Genomic DNA, 16,605 nt, shown 5'->3' on the forward strand with positions numbered 1-16,605 from the left:
GATATTATGGGCAGTAGTCGTTATTCATTTTCTTTTCCAGGTAACCAAGTCACTGCACAAATAGCAAGAGACCTGGATTGGTCTATGCATCCTTTAGGGCCACCGGACAAATGGCCGCTGTGTTTAAAATTAAATCTCAATACTCTTTTTACAACTAAACATCCTGTGACGTTATTTTGGGGAAAAGAAAAATTCTTTTTTTACAATGATGCTTTTATTCCGATTCTTGGTGCTATCAAGCATCCTAAGGTAATGGGGAAGCCCGGGGGGGAAGTATGGCCGGAAGTCTGGAGGAGATTTTCATTGGAGCTCGATACTGTTTTAGAAACAGGTGAAGCCTCATGGGTAGTCAATAGGCATTCACCAATCAAGCGGCCGGATAAAAGTTTGGTAGCTTTTTTTACCTATAGTATTTCACCATTGATTGATGAAAATGGAGTGATAGTTGGGTCCTTAGTTATTAGTGTGGAAACAACTGAACAAGTTCTTTCTGAAAGAAAAATTAAATTAGGTCAAAGAGAGTTACTCGAAGCGCTTAATCGTTTTAAAGAAATGAGTGAATCACTTCCGCAACTTGTCTGGACCAGTCTTCCTGATGGCCGCTGCAATTACTTAAATAAACAGTGGATGGAGTATACGGGGAAATCACAAGAAGAGATGTTAGGTGACAGCTGGATTGATACTGTTCATCCTGATGACCGGGAAAGAACTGAGGACAAATGGAAAGGAGCTATTAAAGGTTTTCATCCTTATGATATCGAATACCGAATTAGAAGACATGATGGAGTATACCGCTGGTTTAAAGCAAGAGGTTCACCTTTTAAAAATGAGGCAGGGAAAATAATCTTATGGTTTGGTACATGCACAGATATTGAAGAGACAAAACAAGAGCAACTTAATTATGAAAAAAATGTTGATTTATCTCCAGCGATGCTTTGGATAACTGATGTTAGTGGATACTGTTCCTACCTGAGTAATCAATGGCACGAATTGACCGGTCAGCCGATAGAAGAAGGTTTAGGTTTAGGATGGCTTGAGTATATTCATCCTGATGATAAGTTCTATGCAGAAAAGGCCTTTAGTGATGCCAATAAAAATCATGAGCATTTTGCGTTTGAATATCGTTTAAGAATGAAAGATGGAAGCTACCGATGGTCAATCGATTCAGGGAACCCGCGCTTTGGTCCTCATGGTGAATTCTTAGGAATGGCCGGAACGGTCTTTGATGTTCATGAAAAAAAGCTGGCAGAAGAAGCATTAAAAGAGTCACGTGCAGATTTATACCGTGTTTTAATGCAGGCACCGTCAGGTGTCGCATTCTTAAAAGGGCCGGATCTTGTCTATAGTCTTGCCAACTCAAGGTATCAGGAAATATTTGCCAAAGGTGGGTCCATCATTGGCAAACCTATGCGACAGGCACTTCCACAAGTTGCGGAAACAAATTTTCGTATTTTTGAAAAAGTTTTTCGAACTGGTGAACCTTTTTCTGCTAAAGAATTTAAGTCAACAATGGATAGTGACAAAGATGTTTATTTAAATTTTTCAATTCAAAGAATTACGAACTCTAAAGGCGAGCCGGAAGGTGTGATTGTCATCGGCGATGATGTCACAGAACAAGTTAAAGATAGAATGGCCCGCGATGCACTTACTAAACAGTTGCAGGCCATTGTTGAGAATATGAACGAAGGTCTGATTCTCTGTGATGAAAATGGAAGAATGCTTCTATGGAATCCTGCTGCTTGTAAAATGCATGGGCTTCACAAAGCTGAAGATGTTTTTGAATATTATAGTGCATACCCTAAAATGTTTCAGCTCTACAGTATTGAAGGAGATCTCCTTGAATTAGATGACTGGCCGATTACCCGGACTTTAAGAGGTGAAACATTTATCGGGCAGGAATATATTATCGAAAGTCTTGAGACCAGCGATAGATGGATTGGCAGTTATAGCGGGTCACCAATATTTGATAGTGAAGGAAGAATCGTATTTGCTGTAATGACGATTAGAGATGTCACTTCACGAATTGATTCAGAAAAAAATCTAAAAGATGCGATTAATTCTCGCGATGAGTTTTTATCAATTATTTCCCATGAATTAAAAACACCATTGACCAGTTTGAAATTGCAAAACCAATCGGCCATAAGGAAAATAAAAAAAGGTAGTGTTGGTGATTTATCTACGGATAGATTGTCTGTCTTATTTGATAAAAATGAAAATCAAATTAACCGTGTGATCAGACTTGTTGATGATATGCTTGACCTGACCCGTATTCAATCTGGTAAATTTTCTTATAATTTTATTAAATGCGATTTGCATGAAGTGGCCATTGATGTGTATGAGAGATTTAAAGATCAATTTGAAAGTGCAAGCACATTGTTAAGCAATCTAAGCATAGAATCAGTCGTAGGTTTTTTTGACCGCGACAGAATTGAGCAGGTAATGGTGAATCTTCTGACCAATGCTCTTAAATATGGGAAAGGGAATGCAGTAACAATCAGACTTGAAGTACTCAGCAATGTGGCCCGACTTGAAATTCAAGATCATGGAATTGGGGTTAAACCGGAAAATGTCGAAGTTATTTTTAAAAAGTACGAACGAATTGTTTCTGCTGATGAAGTCTCAGGATTAGGAATTGGATTATTTATTTGCCGTGAAATTGTCGAGGCCCACGGCGGGAAAATCTGGGTAGAGAGTATCTTTGGAGAGGGATCAAAATTTATTGCCGAACTTCCATTGGATGCTAATAATTTAAAGTGAGCGCTCTAATTATTTAGTTAAGCGCTTTGCAAACTGGGCCAGTCCATTAACAACCGATTGGTAAATATTATATTCAATCAATTTTTCTTTGCCAAAAACTTCAGTAAGACGAGATCGAAGAAGTGGAAGCTGTGAAGTCCCTCCTGTAAGACAGACTTGATTGACGTCACTGATTTTCAATCCTGATTGTGTAAATACTTCCATCATCGTCGACATGATTTCATCGACTGTCGAGTTAAGGCTTTCTTCATAACTTTCCTTGGTTAAAGATTCATCAATCGAAATTCCAGGATAACGGTAATGAAAAACAGCTTCAGGTTGAGACCCCAGTTTAACTTTTGTTTTTTCAATTTCATCAAATAGTGGAAAACCTAACTGACATTCAACTAAGGTGAAAAGTTGATTCATGTGACGTTCACCATCTGATGACAAAGCAAATTTCTGAATGTGCTGTAGGAATTCCCATGTATCTCGTTCGCGAAGGTGAGTGATGTGGGCCGGAGAGCATATTTTGGTAAGCAGCTGACGAGGGAAAGTTAAGATATTATTTCCACCGGGAATTTTATATTCAAAGCGCGATCCAAAATGAGGAGCAATGAAATCTTTCATCATCACACCATCGAGAGCATCACCGGCCTTAAAGATCCCACTTAAGCCCAAGATATCATCTTGTGAGTAAGCATTCTGATGAACTTTCATTAAAGTGAAGTCTGAAGTCCCTCCACCAAAGTCAGCAATCAGAACAATTTTTTGTTCATTAGAGTTTGCATTGTAATCAAGTCCCGCAGCAATAGGCTCCGGACAAAACACAACTTCTTTAAATCCCGCAATCTCGCAGGCCCTTTGCATTCTATCCTGAGCAAGCTGATCATCTGCCTTATTCATTGAGTAAAGAGCAGGTCTTCCCATGACAATTCTTTCTACATTTTCACCAACCACCAGGTTCGCGCGCTTTCTCATCTCACCGACAAAGACGGCGATGATTTCTGAGATGTTCATTGTTTTGTTAAAAACAGTTGTCCCTGCATAGTTACTTTCAGGAAGAAATTTTTTAACTGAGCGGAAGAATCGGCCTTCGCCATCGTTGTTTACGTACTCTCTTATGGCCTCTTTACCAAAGAACCATACGTTGGGCTCAGGTGTGTAGAGAAGTGAGCGCAAAACGTTGCTAGCATCCTTCTCCAGATTGATTGGTGTGATGACACCAGTACTGGAAACGTGGCTCAGAAGTGAATTCGATGTTCCGAAGTCTACTGCATAGTATGACATATTAAATTCCATGGAATTATTTTAAAGCAGCAACTATTATAGAAGGTTTTTGGATTTTGATCAAAGAGTAAAAAAAGGTGCTACAGCGGAAGCTCAATAATAAAGTTTGAGCCATGTCCCAGCTCACTTTCAGCTCTGATCGTAGCATCGTGAAGATCGAGGATTTGGCGTGTAATATAAAGCCCAAGGCCTAGTCCACTAGTGACAGAAGACACTCTTTCAAAGCGCTCAAAGATACGCTCCAGGTTTTTAGGAGCAATTCCCATTCCTTCATCCTGGACATTGAATACGGCCTTATCACCTTGAGTGCGCAGACCAATAGTGACATTTTTATGAGGCGAATAGCGAATTGCATTTGAAAAGAGATTGTTGATCACTTGTTCAAGTTTATAAGAATCCCAGTTGCCGAAAACATGAGGAGCGATATCACTTTTCACTTGAATACCGACAGCTTCAAACTGAGGAGTGAATCTCTCGATAAGTTCATACAGAAGTTCTGAAAAATTAAAAACAGTTTTAGTGATATTTAATTTACCTGTATTAATACGGGAGATATCGAGCATGTCATCAACCAGTTTATTCAGGCGATCAATTTGGTGAATCGTGTAGTCGAGTTGCTTGCGCATTTTATCAGGCAGTAAAGCTTCCGGTCTGACAATTTGTCTTCTGGTCATTTGAGTTTGAAGCTTAAGCGAAGTCAGTGGAGTTTTTAATTCATGACTGGCGATAGAAATAAATTCATCGCGAATTTTTGTGGCCTCAATTTGAGACTCCAATAAACTTCTCACTTGAAACTGGCGTCTGCGTGAACGAAGAGCAACTTGAGTTGCACTAAGAAGTGTAAGCGGCTGAAGTGGACGCTCAAGCAAAGTTACATTTCCGCTGGTCACAAAAACTTCCAAACGTTTCATTTTGAATTGCTTACTTCTTGCTCCACCGCTAGTTAAGAGAATAATCGGAATATCTGACCACGGATTTTGAGTTGAGAGTTTTTCATTTAGAATATCGACACCTTCTTTTGTCAGTGCTTCTTCGGCAACAATAATCACTCCGGCATTTTCATAATCCATCTGGCAAAGCTCATCGAGATCTTTTGTCAGTTTAGAGTTCACTGAATCGTGCTGCAGTACGGATGCAATTAATTTTGCGTCTTGTCCTGTTGGGCAGAGTAATAGAGCTTCTAGGTGTTTATCATTCATTGTTAATTGAGTTCTCTCTAGAGTTTGAAGTGAATTCAGGAACGCCTGTTAAGACACCTCTAAATTCGGTTAATGGCCTTCCAACTACCAGTCCATTTTTAGTAAAAATTAATTCTCTGATTGTTGTCTCATGCATACCTGAACGCTGCTTGATGACTGAAACGGCCTTTCTTACTGTTCCCGCATTTTCAAAGTAACGTGTGATGACGACAGTATCTGCAAGATAGGTCAGATCAATCGGCGTGTTCATCATGTGGCCCATCATTCCTTGTTGAGCGAGAACAAGTAGTGTTGCCACACCCTGGCCTGCAAGGAAAGCTAATAATTCATGCAACTGAAGAGTTAAGAATTGTTCCTGGGGCATGGCATGGAGGTATCCATTTAAACTATCAATTGAAACAACTTTAAAATTATCTTTTAAAACGGCCGTTCTTATTTGATCAGCAAATTCTCCAGGCGATAGTTGAGCTGGATCAATTTTAGAAATTTTCATTGTTCCGGCATCAATATGTTTTTGGATATTCATACCCAGAGAAGTTGTTCTGGTAAGCAGAGTTCCCAGGCTTTCTTCAAAGGCGAAGACAATCGATTTTTCACCACGCTCAGCTGCTGCATAAGCATACTGAAGTGACAGTGTCGATTTCCCTGTTCCGGCCGGACCTAAAAATAGTGTGCTTGTTCCAGCGTCCAGACCTCCACCTAAAAGATTGTCGAGTTCTTTAATGTCACTGCTAAAGCGCTCAACACTACGTTTAGAATCGTGTTGTGCGGAAATCATTCTTGGAAAAATATCCACTCCACCTTTTTTAATAATGTAGTCATGGAATCCACCCATGTATTCAATCCCGCGAAGTTTTACAATATTGAGTCTTCTGCGTTCATTTCCAAATTCAGGGTGAAGTTTTTGAAGATTGATAACTCCATGGACGATACTTTGTACCTGAAGATCTTTTGGACTGGTTGTAAGATCGTCGAGCATTAAAACCGTACAATCTTGTTTCGCAAAATACTGCTTAAGTGCGAGCATCTGTCTTCGGTATCGGAGTGAGCTTTCCGCCAGCATTCGCATTTCAGAAATTGAATCAAAGACAACTCGCTTTGGTTTAATTCTTTCGATTTCAGAATAAAGGACATCCATCGTTTGATTCATTTCAACTTCAGATGGATAAAAAATAGTATTTTGTGCTTCTGGTTTTAACTGTTCTTCAATTGATCCTAATTCCAGCATATCCAGTTTACTGATATCCCAATTATGCGATTCCGCAACTGCTTCAAGTTCTTCACGTGACTCTGAAAAAGAAATATAAAGGCAGCGTTGCCCTTCAGCGATACCTTCCAATAAAAATTGAAATGCTAGTGTTGTTTTTCCTGTACCAGGTTCACCTTGCATAAGATAAAGACGGTTTTCTGGAAAACCACCATTTAAAATGTTATCAAAACCTTTGATTCCTGTTTTATAGCGAATTTGTTTTACTGACATAAAAGTGTTCCTTGTTACACACTAAGGCCGCCTGGACTTATATTAATGATTAACTACAAATGTTTCCTGACCAGGGCGCTGAGAAGGTAAAATGATTGAATTAATGCTTTCTTCATTCTGAACAGTGGCGGCCAATATAATTTCTACAGTAGCAGTAGGGCGATCCCATTGAGGAAAGTGCCCGCATTTTTCTAACCAGACTAAATGGGCCTTCGGAAAAAGTTTCATCGCACGTTTTGCTTGATTCTTAAAACAGACGCGGTCTTGTTTTCCCCACACAATAGTAATGGGAAATTCTTGTTTGCGATTCATGCCTTGTTGTGGTTTACCAAACGTCAGACTGAATAATAATTTATCAAATGTTTTTGCTTTGACGAAATCACGTAACTCATGTTGAACCGTTTCAGGTGCCAGATTCGCAGGAGCGTATGAGAACTGTGAAAGGAAAAGTTTTTTCAAAAAATGACTCTGAGAAATTTTATCAATCTTCGAATGGAATAATCTCACCATCAAGATTGAAATATTCATGGAAACATAGAAGATTATTTTTTCAAAAGTATTCCAGAATCCTCCGGGATCAAGGGCCACGACGGAGCCAACGATTCCTCCACGACGTGATAATTCAAGAGCGAGTCTTGCTCCCATAGAACTTCCCACGACATCAATTCCCTGAAGATTGTGAGTCATGATGAATGTTGTGACGTCATTGCAAAGTGCAGAGAATGAAACTTCACCTTCTGAAGGGGGCGTTTCTCCTGATCCGGGAAGATCAATAGCGATAACTTTTCGATGAGAGGCCAATGCGGTGGCAATGGGGTTCCAAGACTGGAAACTTCCTCCAAGACCATGAATTAACAATAATGGTTTTCCTTTTCCCATTTGGATGTAATTCATTGCTGGTTTCATTGTTTCTCCATTGGCGGGGCATTGTGTCCCGTCACGTTCTTTTATTGGAGAAATTGCAAGATCTGTACCTAAAATGGATTAAAATAGTATTTATTTAGACGATTGAGTAGATCAAAATGAAATGGAGAATGGCCCCGACAGCAACCATAACGTGAAAAAATTCGTGATAACCAAACACCAGAGGTTTGAAGACAGGACGTTTTAATCCGTAAGAAATAGCACCGATTGAATAAGCAATTCCACCAGCGATGAGAAGAGAAAGATTAACGAGTCCAATGTGGGCCGCGAGTTCTGTAAAATAGGGAACAATCATGTAGCCCATAATGAGATATAAAATCGCACTGTACATTTTCGAGATATTTACAAAAAAGATTGATTGAATAATTCCAATGAAGGCCACAATCCAGATAAGTGTGAGTAGTGGCATTCCTGAGCTTGAAGGAAGAGCTAGAAGGCACATCGGTGTAAATGATCCTGCAATCATCAGGTAAATTCCTGCATGATCAAGACGCTTCATTAAAAAGCGCTCTGTCGGGTTCCATGTAATGCGATGGTAAAGGGCACTGATTCCAAACATAGTTAGAAGTGCCATTGAATAAACGATAGTTGAAATATACTGGAGACGCGATTCACTTCGGGCAATTAATAAAATCCCAGCACCAAGAGAAACAAAAAACATTGCTTGATGAAAATGGCCTCTTAGAAGTGGCTTTTCAACTTTCATGTTTTACTCGTCCTTTGGTGGAACGCCAAAACAGCATTTCCCTAATTCACCTTTTCTGAAATCACCTAAAATAAGTTTATAAACTCGCTCAAGGTCAAGCGCGCCTTTTTGCTTTAGGCAACCACGAAGAACAGCGATCTTTTCGATGATCTCTTCTGTTGGAATTTCCAGTGACTCAAGTTTGTATCTTTCTTTGAATTCTTTTGAATTTAAACTTCTGAAATGATCCACTAAAAATTTTGCAGGTAATTCTTCACCCACAACATCATCCGGAATTGCATTTAGAGCGCTCAACCAAAGTCCATGCTCTTCTTTTGCAAGAGAAGGCGGCATCACTCCTGGAGTGTCGAGAAGGTCTAAGTCTTTATCGATTTTGATGAGCTGTTGAACTTGTGTTTGTCCTGGCTTGTCCGCCACTTTAACGGCCGTTCTACCAGCAAGCATATTGATGATTGTCGACTTACCAGTATTTGGTAAACCAATAATCATTAAACGCATTTGTGTTTTTGGATTGGGAACTTCGGGATTAGATTGTCTGCGTTTATCCGCCACAATCGTTCTGGCCATCGCCATCATCTTTTTCATCTGCCCTTTATCAAAGCAGTCGATAAACATAAAAGGTGTACCTTGTTTTTCAAACCAGGCTTCCCATTGGATAATCATATTCGGAGTAGCAAGATTTGCTTTATTCAAAATAATGAAATGACTTTTTTGGCGAAGAGTACTTTCCAGGTTTTTATTTCCTGAGGCCAGAGGAGCGCGTGCATCTCTGATTTCAAAAACAATATCAACTGTTTTAAGTTTTTCTTTGATCTCTCTGATCGCGCGGGCCATGTGACCCGGGTACCAGTTAATGCCGGCCGCTTTGTAGTCTACGTCCGGCGTTAATTCTATATCATCTGTAAGTTTTAGTGGTGTGTTTTTCTTCATTGGCCTGATTATAGAGCAATATCTACAACAAGCATATCATCTAGTCGATCAAGAGGGATTAAAGCGTTATCAATCTCGTCTTTATGAACAGTTCTAACGGGTACCGGTCGTTTTACGTCTGTTGCCAGGCCCACAAACTCCAATCCTCGGATTAATTGCCAAGTTAAGTCAAACTCCCACCACATACGTCCATGTGCTGCACAGTTCGCTTGAGCATGGTGATTGTTGTGCCAACCTTCGCCAGCTCCCAGAATCGCTACCCACCAGACATTGCTTGAGTCATCGCGAGTTTCGAAGTTTCTATATCCCCAACGGTGTGTCGCTGAATTTACAAACCAAGTGACGTGCAACATGATCGCAATTCGCATTGGGATTCCCCACATAACAAATGCCCATCCGCCCATCATGTATAAAATCGGCGCCAGAGATAAAGCAACCAGGAAATTATATTTAGTCAGCCAGTGGTAATATTTGTGTTTGTACAAATCGGGAATGTACTTGCTCCACTGATCTTCATTGTCCTCAAATTCTTTGTGATAAAAAAGGTGAGTGACATGTGACCACCAGAATCCACCGTGACGAGCACTGTGTGGGTCTTTTTCTGAATCAGAGTATCTGTGGTGAAGTCTGTGTTCTGCAACCCAAAGAAGAACCGGCCCCTGGCCAGATAGAGCTCCAAATGTTGTTAATACATATTCGAACCACTGAGGAACTTTGAATGAACGGTGACTAAGCAGGCGATGGTAAGTCAACGTCACGCCAATTGGGCTGATGATGAAGAACAAGGCCCAGCATACTGCAAATGCACTCCAGCTAAAAAACGGAATAGCTGCAAGAGCTAAAAGGTGAATAACAGCAATGCCGATAATATTCGGCCAATGCAAACGAAGTTTCGCAGTATTTATTTTTTTGATTGTCATGTAACAAGCTTACTTTGGTATGCAAGCATAAGGATATAACTAAAATAAGAATGACAATAAAATGACAATTGAAGAGAATATGAAAGGAAAAGAAAGATTTTGAGAGTGAAAAAATCACTCTTCTTACATCTCAGATGACATAACTTGAATCTATTCTAATTAGACTAAAATTTCTTTTTGAGCATTTGGATCAACTAAGTTAAAATCATTTCGCACGTGCGCTCTTACACGGTCAAAATTTCCAAAAAGCTAAAAAATTTATAACTAATCTCGAGGATTTTTAATGTCTAAATTTATCAAAAATATAAACTGGATGGCCGTCTTACCCTATCTTTGTCTGATTTCTCTTGGTGGTATTTACGCAGCAGGAGAGTTGACGCTTACTTTATCATTGGTTGCAATCGTCTTTTTAGTGATCGCGATTATGGCCTCAGTTTATCACGCAGAAGAAATCGCTCACGATATTGGTGAAGGTTTAGGAGCATTAGTTTTAGCTCTTTCGGTAACTGTTATTGAAGTGGGCTTAATTGTTTCACTTATGACGGCCGGTGGAGAGGGCAGCAGTGCCATCGCCAGAGATACTGTTTTTGCGGCCATTATGATCGTTAGTAATGGTATTGTTGGTATTTGTATTTTATTAGGTGGATTAAAATATGGCGAAGTTGAATTTCAATTTCGTGGTGCCAATTCTTTATTAGTCGTTCTTATTTCTCTTTCAGTTTTTTGTTTTATCTTACCCAATTACACAACATCAGTTGTGGGCCCTTATTATAATAATAGCCAACTTATTTTCATTTCAGTTATTTCAATAATTCTTTATATCGCTTTAGTTTTATTTCAAACTAAAACTCACGCTTATTATTTTCTTTCTGAAAAAGAAGCACCAACCGGTAAGTCAGATCACAAGAAAGTCATTTCAACCAAAAAAGTTTTAGTTAGTTTTGCTGCACTTCTATTTGGATTAGTTAGTGTTATTGGGCTTGCAAAGTTTATTGCACCAATGATTGAAAGTGGTGTCGCAAATATTGGGGCTCCCAAAGCAGTTGTTGGTCTTCTCATCGCTTCAATTGTTTTATTACCAGAAGCAATCACGGCGATTTTAGCAGTCAGACAAAATAAACTTCAAACCAGTTTAAACCTGGCACTAGGTTCAGGGGCGGCCAGTATCGCACTGACAATTCCAGTCGTAAGTGTTTATTCAATTTTAAACAAACAACCATTGATGTTAGGGCTTGATCCAAAAAGTATGGTGTTTTTATTTTTAACTTTCATTGTAGGAAGTTTAACTTTAGGAAATGGAAAAGCGACTGCTCTTAGTGGAGTGATTCATTTAATTATCATGTTTGCTTTTTTCGCCGTTACAATTATTCCTTAGTCTCTTGAACAAAACTTTTTCTACTAAACATTAAGGCCTTATGTTATCGTGATTCCATTCAGAATAGAATGACGATAACTTAGGCACTCATGAATAAAAAATTAAAATTAGGCATTATCATCACAATCGTCGCCCTTGTTATTGGACTGGTTTCAATAAAAAAAGGATCGAAGACTAATGTGACATTAGTGGGAATAATTCATAATACCAAAAATATGAATCAGGTCTTATTGATTTGCGATGCCAGAACATTCAAAGAAGCCGACTTTGTTTGCAATCATATTATGAATTCTGAGGATGATGAGGTTAGCAATCTTTGTAAATTACGTCTTGATGTTAACATGACTAAATTCACCAACAAATGCATGCGTTACTACAAGCTTGTTGATCGCGTCCGCCAGTCACAGAATAAAGTCTCTGAGTATCTTGCAAAAAACAGACATGACCACTTAATTTATGAATCTCGCAATCCAATCCACATTGAAAATTTCGATTTAGTTTTAAATAATTGCCAGGATCCCACTCAACGTCCCAGCTGTCTGCTGGAGACTCATTCGTTTTTTATAGATGGTTGGTTTAGAAAAAAGAATGTCGATTACCTGTTTGAAGAGCCTACTCTGGCCGCTTTCATAAAAAAGCATCCTCAATTTGAAACAGATATTAGTATTTGCAAAGATTATCAGATCGAAGAAAAATGCAAAGTGATGAGTGAATTTATGAAGCTGCATGCAAATGCTACCGAACATTATCTAGGCCGGACTCATGGGAAAAATGTCATTGTGATCATGGGTCAAGATTTTATGAATTATGTGTCTTGTAAGAACTTTAATAAAAATAGATATAATTGTAAGGACGTTATTCTTTGAGATAAAGAGACTTGTGGAGGCTTAGGGGCAACCACAAGTCTGTGAGAATTTATTTTTTTGTAAACACGGCCATGTCAGTATCATTCTTTGGGTTAACTAAAAGCATTTCTGTACTCTTTCCACCGAATGCACCTTTTCTCTCTAAGAAAATTCCGATTGCACTTGGCAATTGATTTTTCTTTGTTCCCGTTGCCAGTACAGAGTTTTGGTTGATCAAGTACATTGAAGGGAATTTCTCTCTTAATGTAAATGTTCCGTTAATGTTTTTTGTTAAGAAAACTGCTGTTGCTTCTCTTTCTTTTGAATCTACTTGAGAGATTTGAAGAGCATTTTTTGTTTCAGAAGTTTTGTACTCGCCACCTTCAATATCTAACCAAGTCACTTTTGATGGTTTGCCTGCAAATTCAAAGTATCCATTGAATCCGTTATTATTAGAAGAGTTTGCACTCATGATTTTAAAAACGTCTTGTCCTTTATTATTTTTTGCTGAAGAGATAACCAAACTTGGGTCATCATTAACAACTCCAATTTCTCCATCTTTTGTTACTTCAAGGGGAGTCATTGAGTATGAGCTTGAATTGATTTCATCTACTAAGTACAAAGAGATCTTTTTTTCGTCTTTCATAAGAACAGCAAAGAATGATCCTTCACGCCCTGGTGCTGCTTTTACTAAAAGATTAACTTTATCGTCACCGTTGTGTGCTCCAAGATATCCACCGTCTTTTAAAAAGCCTGCGAATGCGCTTGAACTAAAAACAGTTAAAGCTAAAAGGAATGTCATTTTTTTCAAGTTCATAAATTCTCCGTCCGTTCAAATATTATAAAAAGTGTCGTTGTTGTTATGTCTTAATTAAACTATTACAAAACCAAACCGGCCTCAACGAGAGGACGCAATTCGGGTATTTTTTCTAGCCTACAGTAGTCAGCACTGCAAACGTTGAGCCTATAATGAGGCCATATAAAACAGGTGGTTAAGTGGGATATTCGTGCTGACAAATGCTCAGTTTGTAACAGCTGTTTAGACTTTAGACGCATATATAAAGAGGGAGTTAGACAAGAGAAAGGTGTGAGGCACTTGCCTCAACACCGAATAATGAAGGAATTAGTTCTTAAGAATTGTCTCGATTTCAATGTGACTTGTGAGCAATTTATGAATCGGACATTTATTGGCAATTTCTAAAAGACGAGTTTTTTGTTCTTCATCAAGATTACCTTTGAAAGTAATTTCTCTTGTAAGGTGAGAGGTCGCGCCTTCTGAATCTGTTGTCACAACGACATCAGTCGATTCAAGTGGCCATGTTTTTCGATTAGCATACATCTGCACCGTAATAATCGTGCAAGAGGCGAGAGCAGCTTCCAGAAGCTCATGTGGACTCATTCCTTCATCATCACCGCCACTTTCTTTGGTTGTCCCTGAGAGAATCTGATGATCTCTTACACTTGAAATCGCACCTAATGTTCCATTCCTTGTCGCAGTAATCATATAGAACTCCTGTACTTTGTTTATTTTAAGCTAAGTCAAAAAGAATAAATTCACTTTGATCTTTCGCTTTGAATGTTAATAATGCTTCATCATTTACTGATACCGCGTCTCCAACATTCAGGTCAGTTCCGTTTACATTTAAACTTCCCTTAATAACCTGAACCCAGACTCCTCTTTGTGGACGAATCTTGAAGTCGACAGTATCGGAAGCTTTTAAGCGAGAGATATAAATATCAGCGTCCTGTTTAATATCGATTGAACCATCACGACCACTTTCCGATACAACTAAAACCAGCTTCTCTCTGCTTAGTGCTTCTTCAAATGATTTTTGCCCGTATCCAGGTGTCCCACCAATCTTATTTGGTTGAATCCAGATTTGAAAGAAGTGAGCTTGTTCATCTGGAAGTTTATTGTACTCCGAGTGAACAACTCCACTGGCCGCACTCATTCTTTGCACTTCGCCTGGACGGATAACCGCTTTGGTTCCCATCGAATCACTGTGCTCAAGAGCTCCACTGACAACATAAGAGATAATCTCCATATCATTGTGTGGGTGAGCTCCAAAACCTGTGCCACCTTCAATTCTATCTTCGTTGATAACTCTTAAAGATCTAAAACCCATATGATTTGGATCGTAATAGTTGGCAAATGAAAATGTGTGTTGTGAGTTTAGCCAACCATGTGCTCCTACTCCGCGTTCTGATGATTTTCTAACTTTTAACATAACCCCTCCTGTCTAACTTTTGCAGTTCTCTTTCAATCAGTATATCGGAATTATTGATAATTTATTAGATAGTAATATATGGAATCATTGTTCAGTATAATGGATAATTGGACCGGTGCGAGATTAGGTATAGGTCATGTCTCCAATGAAGGAGACATGAATTGATTAAGTCAGGATTAGATAACTTTAAAAGTCCAGGCCACGATACGACTCTTCTTTTGCCCTTGTGCCAGGTCGATCGTCTTAAACGAGACAGCATTTAGCCTTTTTAATTCATCGTAGATAAAAGGCAGCGTAGTTGATTTAGAAACCATTGTACTAAACCACTGAACATTATTTTTGAAAGGTACACTTTCCTGAATCATTTTCATGATGAAAGAAAGTTCTCCACCTTCGCACCAAAGCTCATTGCTTTGACCACCGAAGTTCTGGACATTTTTTTTCAGGCCAAGGTTTCTGTTTTTCTTTTCTGTCCCCGCACGTGCCTCTTCAATTGAAGAGTGGAATGGAGGGTTGCAAACAACTACATTGTAGAAGTCGTTAGCGCCAATCACGTTCGTGAAGTATTTTGTTTTATCTTTTTGCAGGACAATTTTAATGTCAGAAGAAAGTTTATTGTTGTCTACAATCTTGAGAGCATTGTTGACTGCCGTTTCATCGATATCTGTTCCAACAACACTCCATCCGTATTCGCTGTTAGCAATTAACGGATACACACAGTTTGCTCCAACTCCGATATCAAGCATTTTAATAGTTGGTCCTTGAGGGATAGAACTATTTGCGGGAGTTAAAAGATCCGCAATCTGGTGAATATAATCAGCGCGACCTGGAATGGGTGGGCATAAATAGTCTTTCGGAATTTCCCACTGACCAACATTGTAAAAATGTTTTAACAAAGCACTGTTAAGTGCGATGACGGCCTGAGGATTTGAAAAATCAATCGACTCGTTATTGAATTTATTCTTTTGCACGAACGGTGTGAGTTTAGGGTAGCTGGCAATCAGCTCCTTAAAATCGTAAGAGGATTTGTGCTTGTTTCTTGGGTGTAGACCTGTTTTTTCATTCATAGGCCGTAACATAGAACATTTGGTTCAATCATTGAAGCTTTGATTGGTGAAAGGGCCAATTACTGTAAAAATCATCCCATTTTCTGGGGAAGTTCCAGGTGTTGTGTTCGTGAATGCCCCTAAATTGCTGAAATAGAATAGGCCTATCTGTCAAAGTGACAGTCATTGGGGTCGATGAAATTAGTCGAATGCGATTATTTAAACTCATTATTGGGAATAGGCGACAAATAACCGTATTAAATTAGTTAGGGATACTCTTTCTAATTTATGCTTTTTTGAGATTTTATATGATTTTAATCATGATAGCCTTTGGGCATGAAAACAAAAAACAGCTGTCTAGGTTTTTGCAAAATACTTAGAGAAAAGAAAAATGAAATTATTGAAGAATGGAAAAAAGAAATAAAAGAAGTTCTCGTCGTGGCCAGTGAGCAACCAACACTCATAAAAGGGTGGGGATCGTACTCACTCTCATAAAAGGATTAGTAGAAGCACATAACGGATCTATCTCGGTGGTGAGTAATGGAAGTGTTGGAACAGTTTTTAAAATAGAGCTTCCCAAAATAGCTTCTAATAAAATAGAAACGGCCTGATTTACATTTTCCCAATGAAAAACAAGAGTGTTTATAAAATTATTTTAAACAGCTTCGTTTCAAAAACATCATTTTAATAAGAAAAAAATTCCATTCTAATTCAACCTATTTCACGATGTGTTGCCACAAATCGTCGCTATCTTTTTTTGGCAATCTAAGGCGATCTATACTTATAACTGATTAAATTTAATCAAATGATTGGCGCTTAATTAACTGATCTGATCAGTACCTTGTACTTGAATTAGACTTTAATAACGAAGGCCAGTTGTTTGTATTCATTATTTTCGTAACTAAAGTTTAGTTGCTAGATAACGA

General features: G+C 38.7%; 15 protein-coding genes. 4 read left to right on the forward strand and 11 right to left on the reverse strand.

What is annotated here, in order from left to right; translation table 11 throughout:
- Positions 1-6: 6 nt before the first annotated feature.
- A complete protein-coding gene (locus tag SHI21_RS14000; protein WP_323577299.1) occupies positions 7-2,757 on the forward strand; it encodes a sensor histidine kinase in 2,751 nt (916 codons plus the stop codon).
- Between the two features lie 9 nt (positions 2,758-2,766).
- Here the strand turns inward: SHI21_RS14000 and SHI21_RS14005 are convergent, their stop codons facing one another.
- The 7 genes from SHI21_RS14005 to SHI21_RS14035 form a co-directional block, all read right to left on the reverse strand.
- On the reverse strand, positions 2,767-4,038 hold the full coding sequence (locus tag SHI21_RS14005; protein WP_323577300.1) for an Hsp70 family protein: 1,272 nt from the start codon (positions 4,036-4,038) through the stop codon (positions 2,767-2,769).
- 68 nt (positions 4,039-4,106) lie between these two features.
- The gene (locus tag SHI21_RS14010) at positions 4,107-5,225 is read right to left on the reverse strand and encodes a sensor histidine kinase (protein WP_323577302.1); all 1,119 of its coding nucleotides are present in this window, start codon (positions 5,223-5,225) and stop codon (positions 4,107-4,109) included.
- Positions 5,218-6,705 (reverse strand): ATPase domain-containing protein, encoded by a 1,488-nt coding sequence (locus tag SHI21_RS14015; protein ID WP_323577303.1) that lies wholly within the window; start codon positions 6,703-6,705, stop codon positions 5,218-5,220. Before SHI21_RS14015 ends, SHI21_RS14010 begins: the two co-directional genes overlap by 8 nt.
- 42 nt (positions 6,706-6,747) lie before the next feature.
- A complete protein-coding gene (locus SHI21_RS14020) occupies positions 6,748-7,611 on the reverse strand; it encodes an alpha/beta fold hydrolase (RefSeq protein ID WP_323577305.1) in 864 nt (287 codons plus the stop codon).
- 94 nt (positions 7,612-7,705) lie between these two features.
- On the reverse strand, positions 7,706-8,335 hold the full coding sequence (gene trhA / locus SHI21_RS14025; RefSeq protein ID WP_323577306.1) for a PAQR family membrane homeostasis protein TrhA: 630 nt from the start codon (positions 8,333-8,335) through the stop codon (positions 7,706-7,708).
- A gap of 3 nt (positions 8,336-8,338) precedes the next feature.
- Positions 8,339-9,265 carry a ribosome biogenesis GTPase YlqF gene (gene ylqF, locus SHI21_RS14030; RefSeq protein WP_323577308.1) on the reverse strand — a complete coding sequence of 309 codons (927 nt, stop codon included), beginning with the start codon at positions 9,263-9,265 and terminating at the stop codon, positions 8,339-8,341.
- A gap of 8 nt (positions 9,266-9,273) precedes the next feature.
- The gene (locus SHI21_RS14035; RefSeq protein ID WP_323577309.1) at positions 9,274-10,185 is read right to left on the reverse strand and encodes an acyl-CoA desaturase; all 912 of its coding nucleotides are present in this window, start codon (positions 10,183-10,185) and stop codon (positions 9,274-9,276) included.
- Positions 10,186-10,468: 283 nt separating this feature from the next.
- Between SHI21_RS14035 and SHI21_RS14040 the strand changes: the two genes are divergently transcribed.
- Both SHI21_RS14040 and SHI21_RS14045 read left to right on the forward strand, forming a co-directional pair.
- Positions 10,469-11,560 carry a calcium:cation antiporter gene (locus SHI21_RS14040; protein WP_323577311.1) on the forward strand — a complete coding sequence of 364 codons (1,092 nt, stop codon included), beginning with the start codon at positions 10,469-10,471 and terminating at the stop codon, positions 11,558-11,560.
- Between the two features lie 89 nt (positions 11,561-11,649).
- Complete coding sequence (locus SHI21_RS14045; RefSeq protein ID WP_323577312.1) at positions 11,650-12,426, forward strand: hypothetical protein; 777 nt, start codon at positions 11,650-11,652, stop codon at positions 12,424-12,426.
- Positions 12,427-12,475: 49 nt separating this feature from the next.
- Here the strand turns inward: SHI21_RS14045 and SHI21_RS14050 are convergent, their stop codons facing one another.
- The 4 genes from SHI21_RS14050 to rlmF form a co-directional block, all read right to left on the reverse strand.
- Entirely contained in the window at positions 12,476-13,222 is a 747-nt protein-coding gene (locus SHI21_RS14050; protein ID WP_323577313.1) for a hypothetical protein, read from the reverse strand.
- 306 nt (positions 13,223-13,528) lie between these two features.
- Positions 13,529-13,909, reverse strand: coding sequence for an OsmC family protein (locus tag SHI21_RS14055; protein ID WP_323577314.1), 381 nt, complete (start codon positions 13,907-13,909; stop codon positions 13,529-13,531).
- Between the two features lie 25 nt (positions 13,910-13,934).
- Entirely contained in the window at positions 13,935-14,633 is a 699-nt protein-coding gene (locus tag SHI21_RS14060; RefSeq protein WP_323577316.1) for a pirin family protein, read from the reverse strand.
- Between the two features lie 176 nt (positions 14,634-14,809).
- Positions 14,810-15,700, reverse strand: a complete 891-nt coding sequence (gene rlmF / locus SHI21_RS14065; RefSeq protein WP_323577318.1) for a 23S rRNA (adenine(1618)-N(6))-methyltransferase RlmF — start codon at positions 15,698-15,700, stop codon at positions 14,810-14,812.
- A gap of 315 nt (positions 15,701-16,015) precedes the next feature.
- Here rlmF and SHI21_RS14070 point away from each other — a divergent pair, with 315 nt between their 5' ends.
- The gene (locus SHI21_RS14070; protein WP_323577319.1) at positions 16,016-16,174 is read left to right on the forward strand and encodes a hypothetical protein; all 159 of its coding nucleotides are present in this window, start codon (positions 16,016-16,018) and stop codon (positions 16,172-16,174) included.
- The last annotated feature ends 431 nt before the right edge of the window (positions 16,175-16,605 follow it).

The sequence above is a fragment of the Bacteriovorax sp. PP10 genome (genome assembly GCF_035013165.1).
In the GTDB taxonomy this organism is placed as follows: Bacteria; Bdellovibrionota; Bacteriovoracia; order Bacteriovoracales; family Bacteriovoracaceae; genus Bacteriovorax; species Bacteriovorax antarcticus.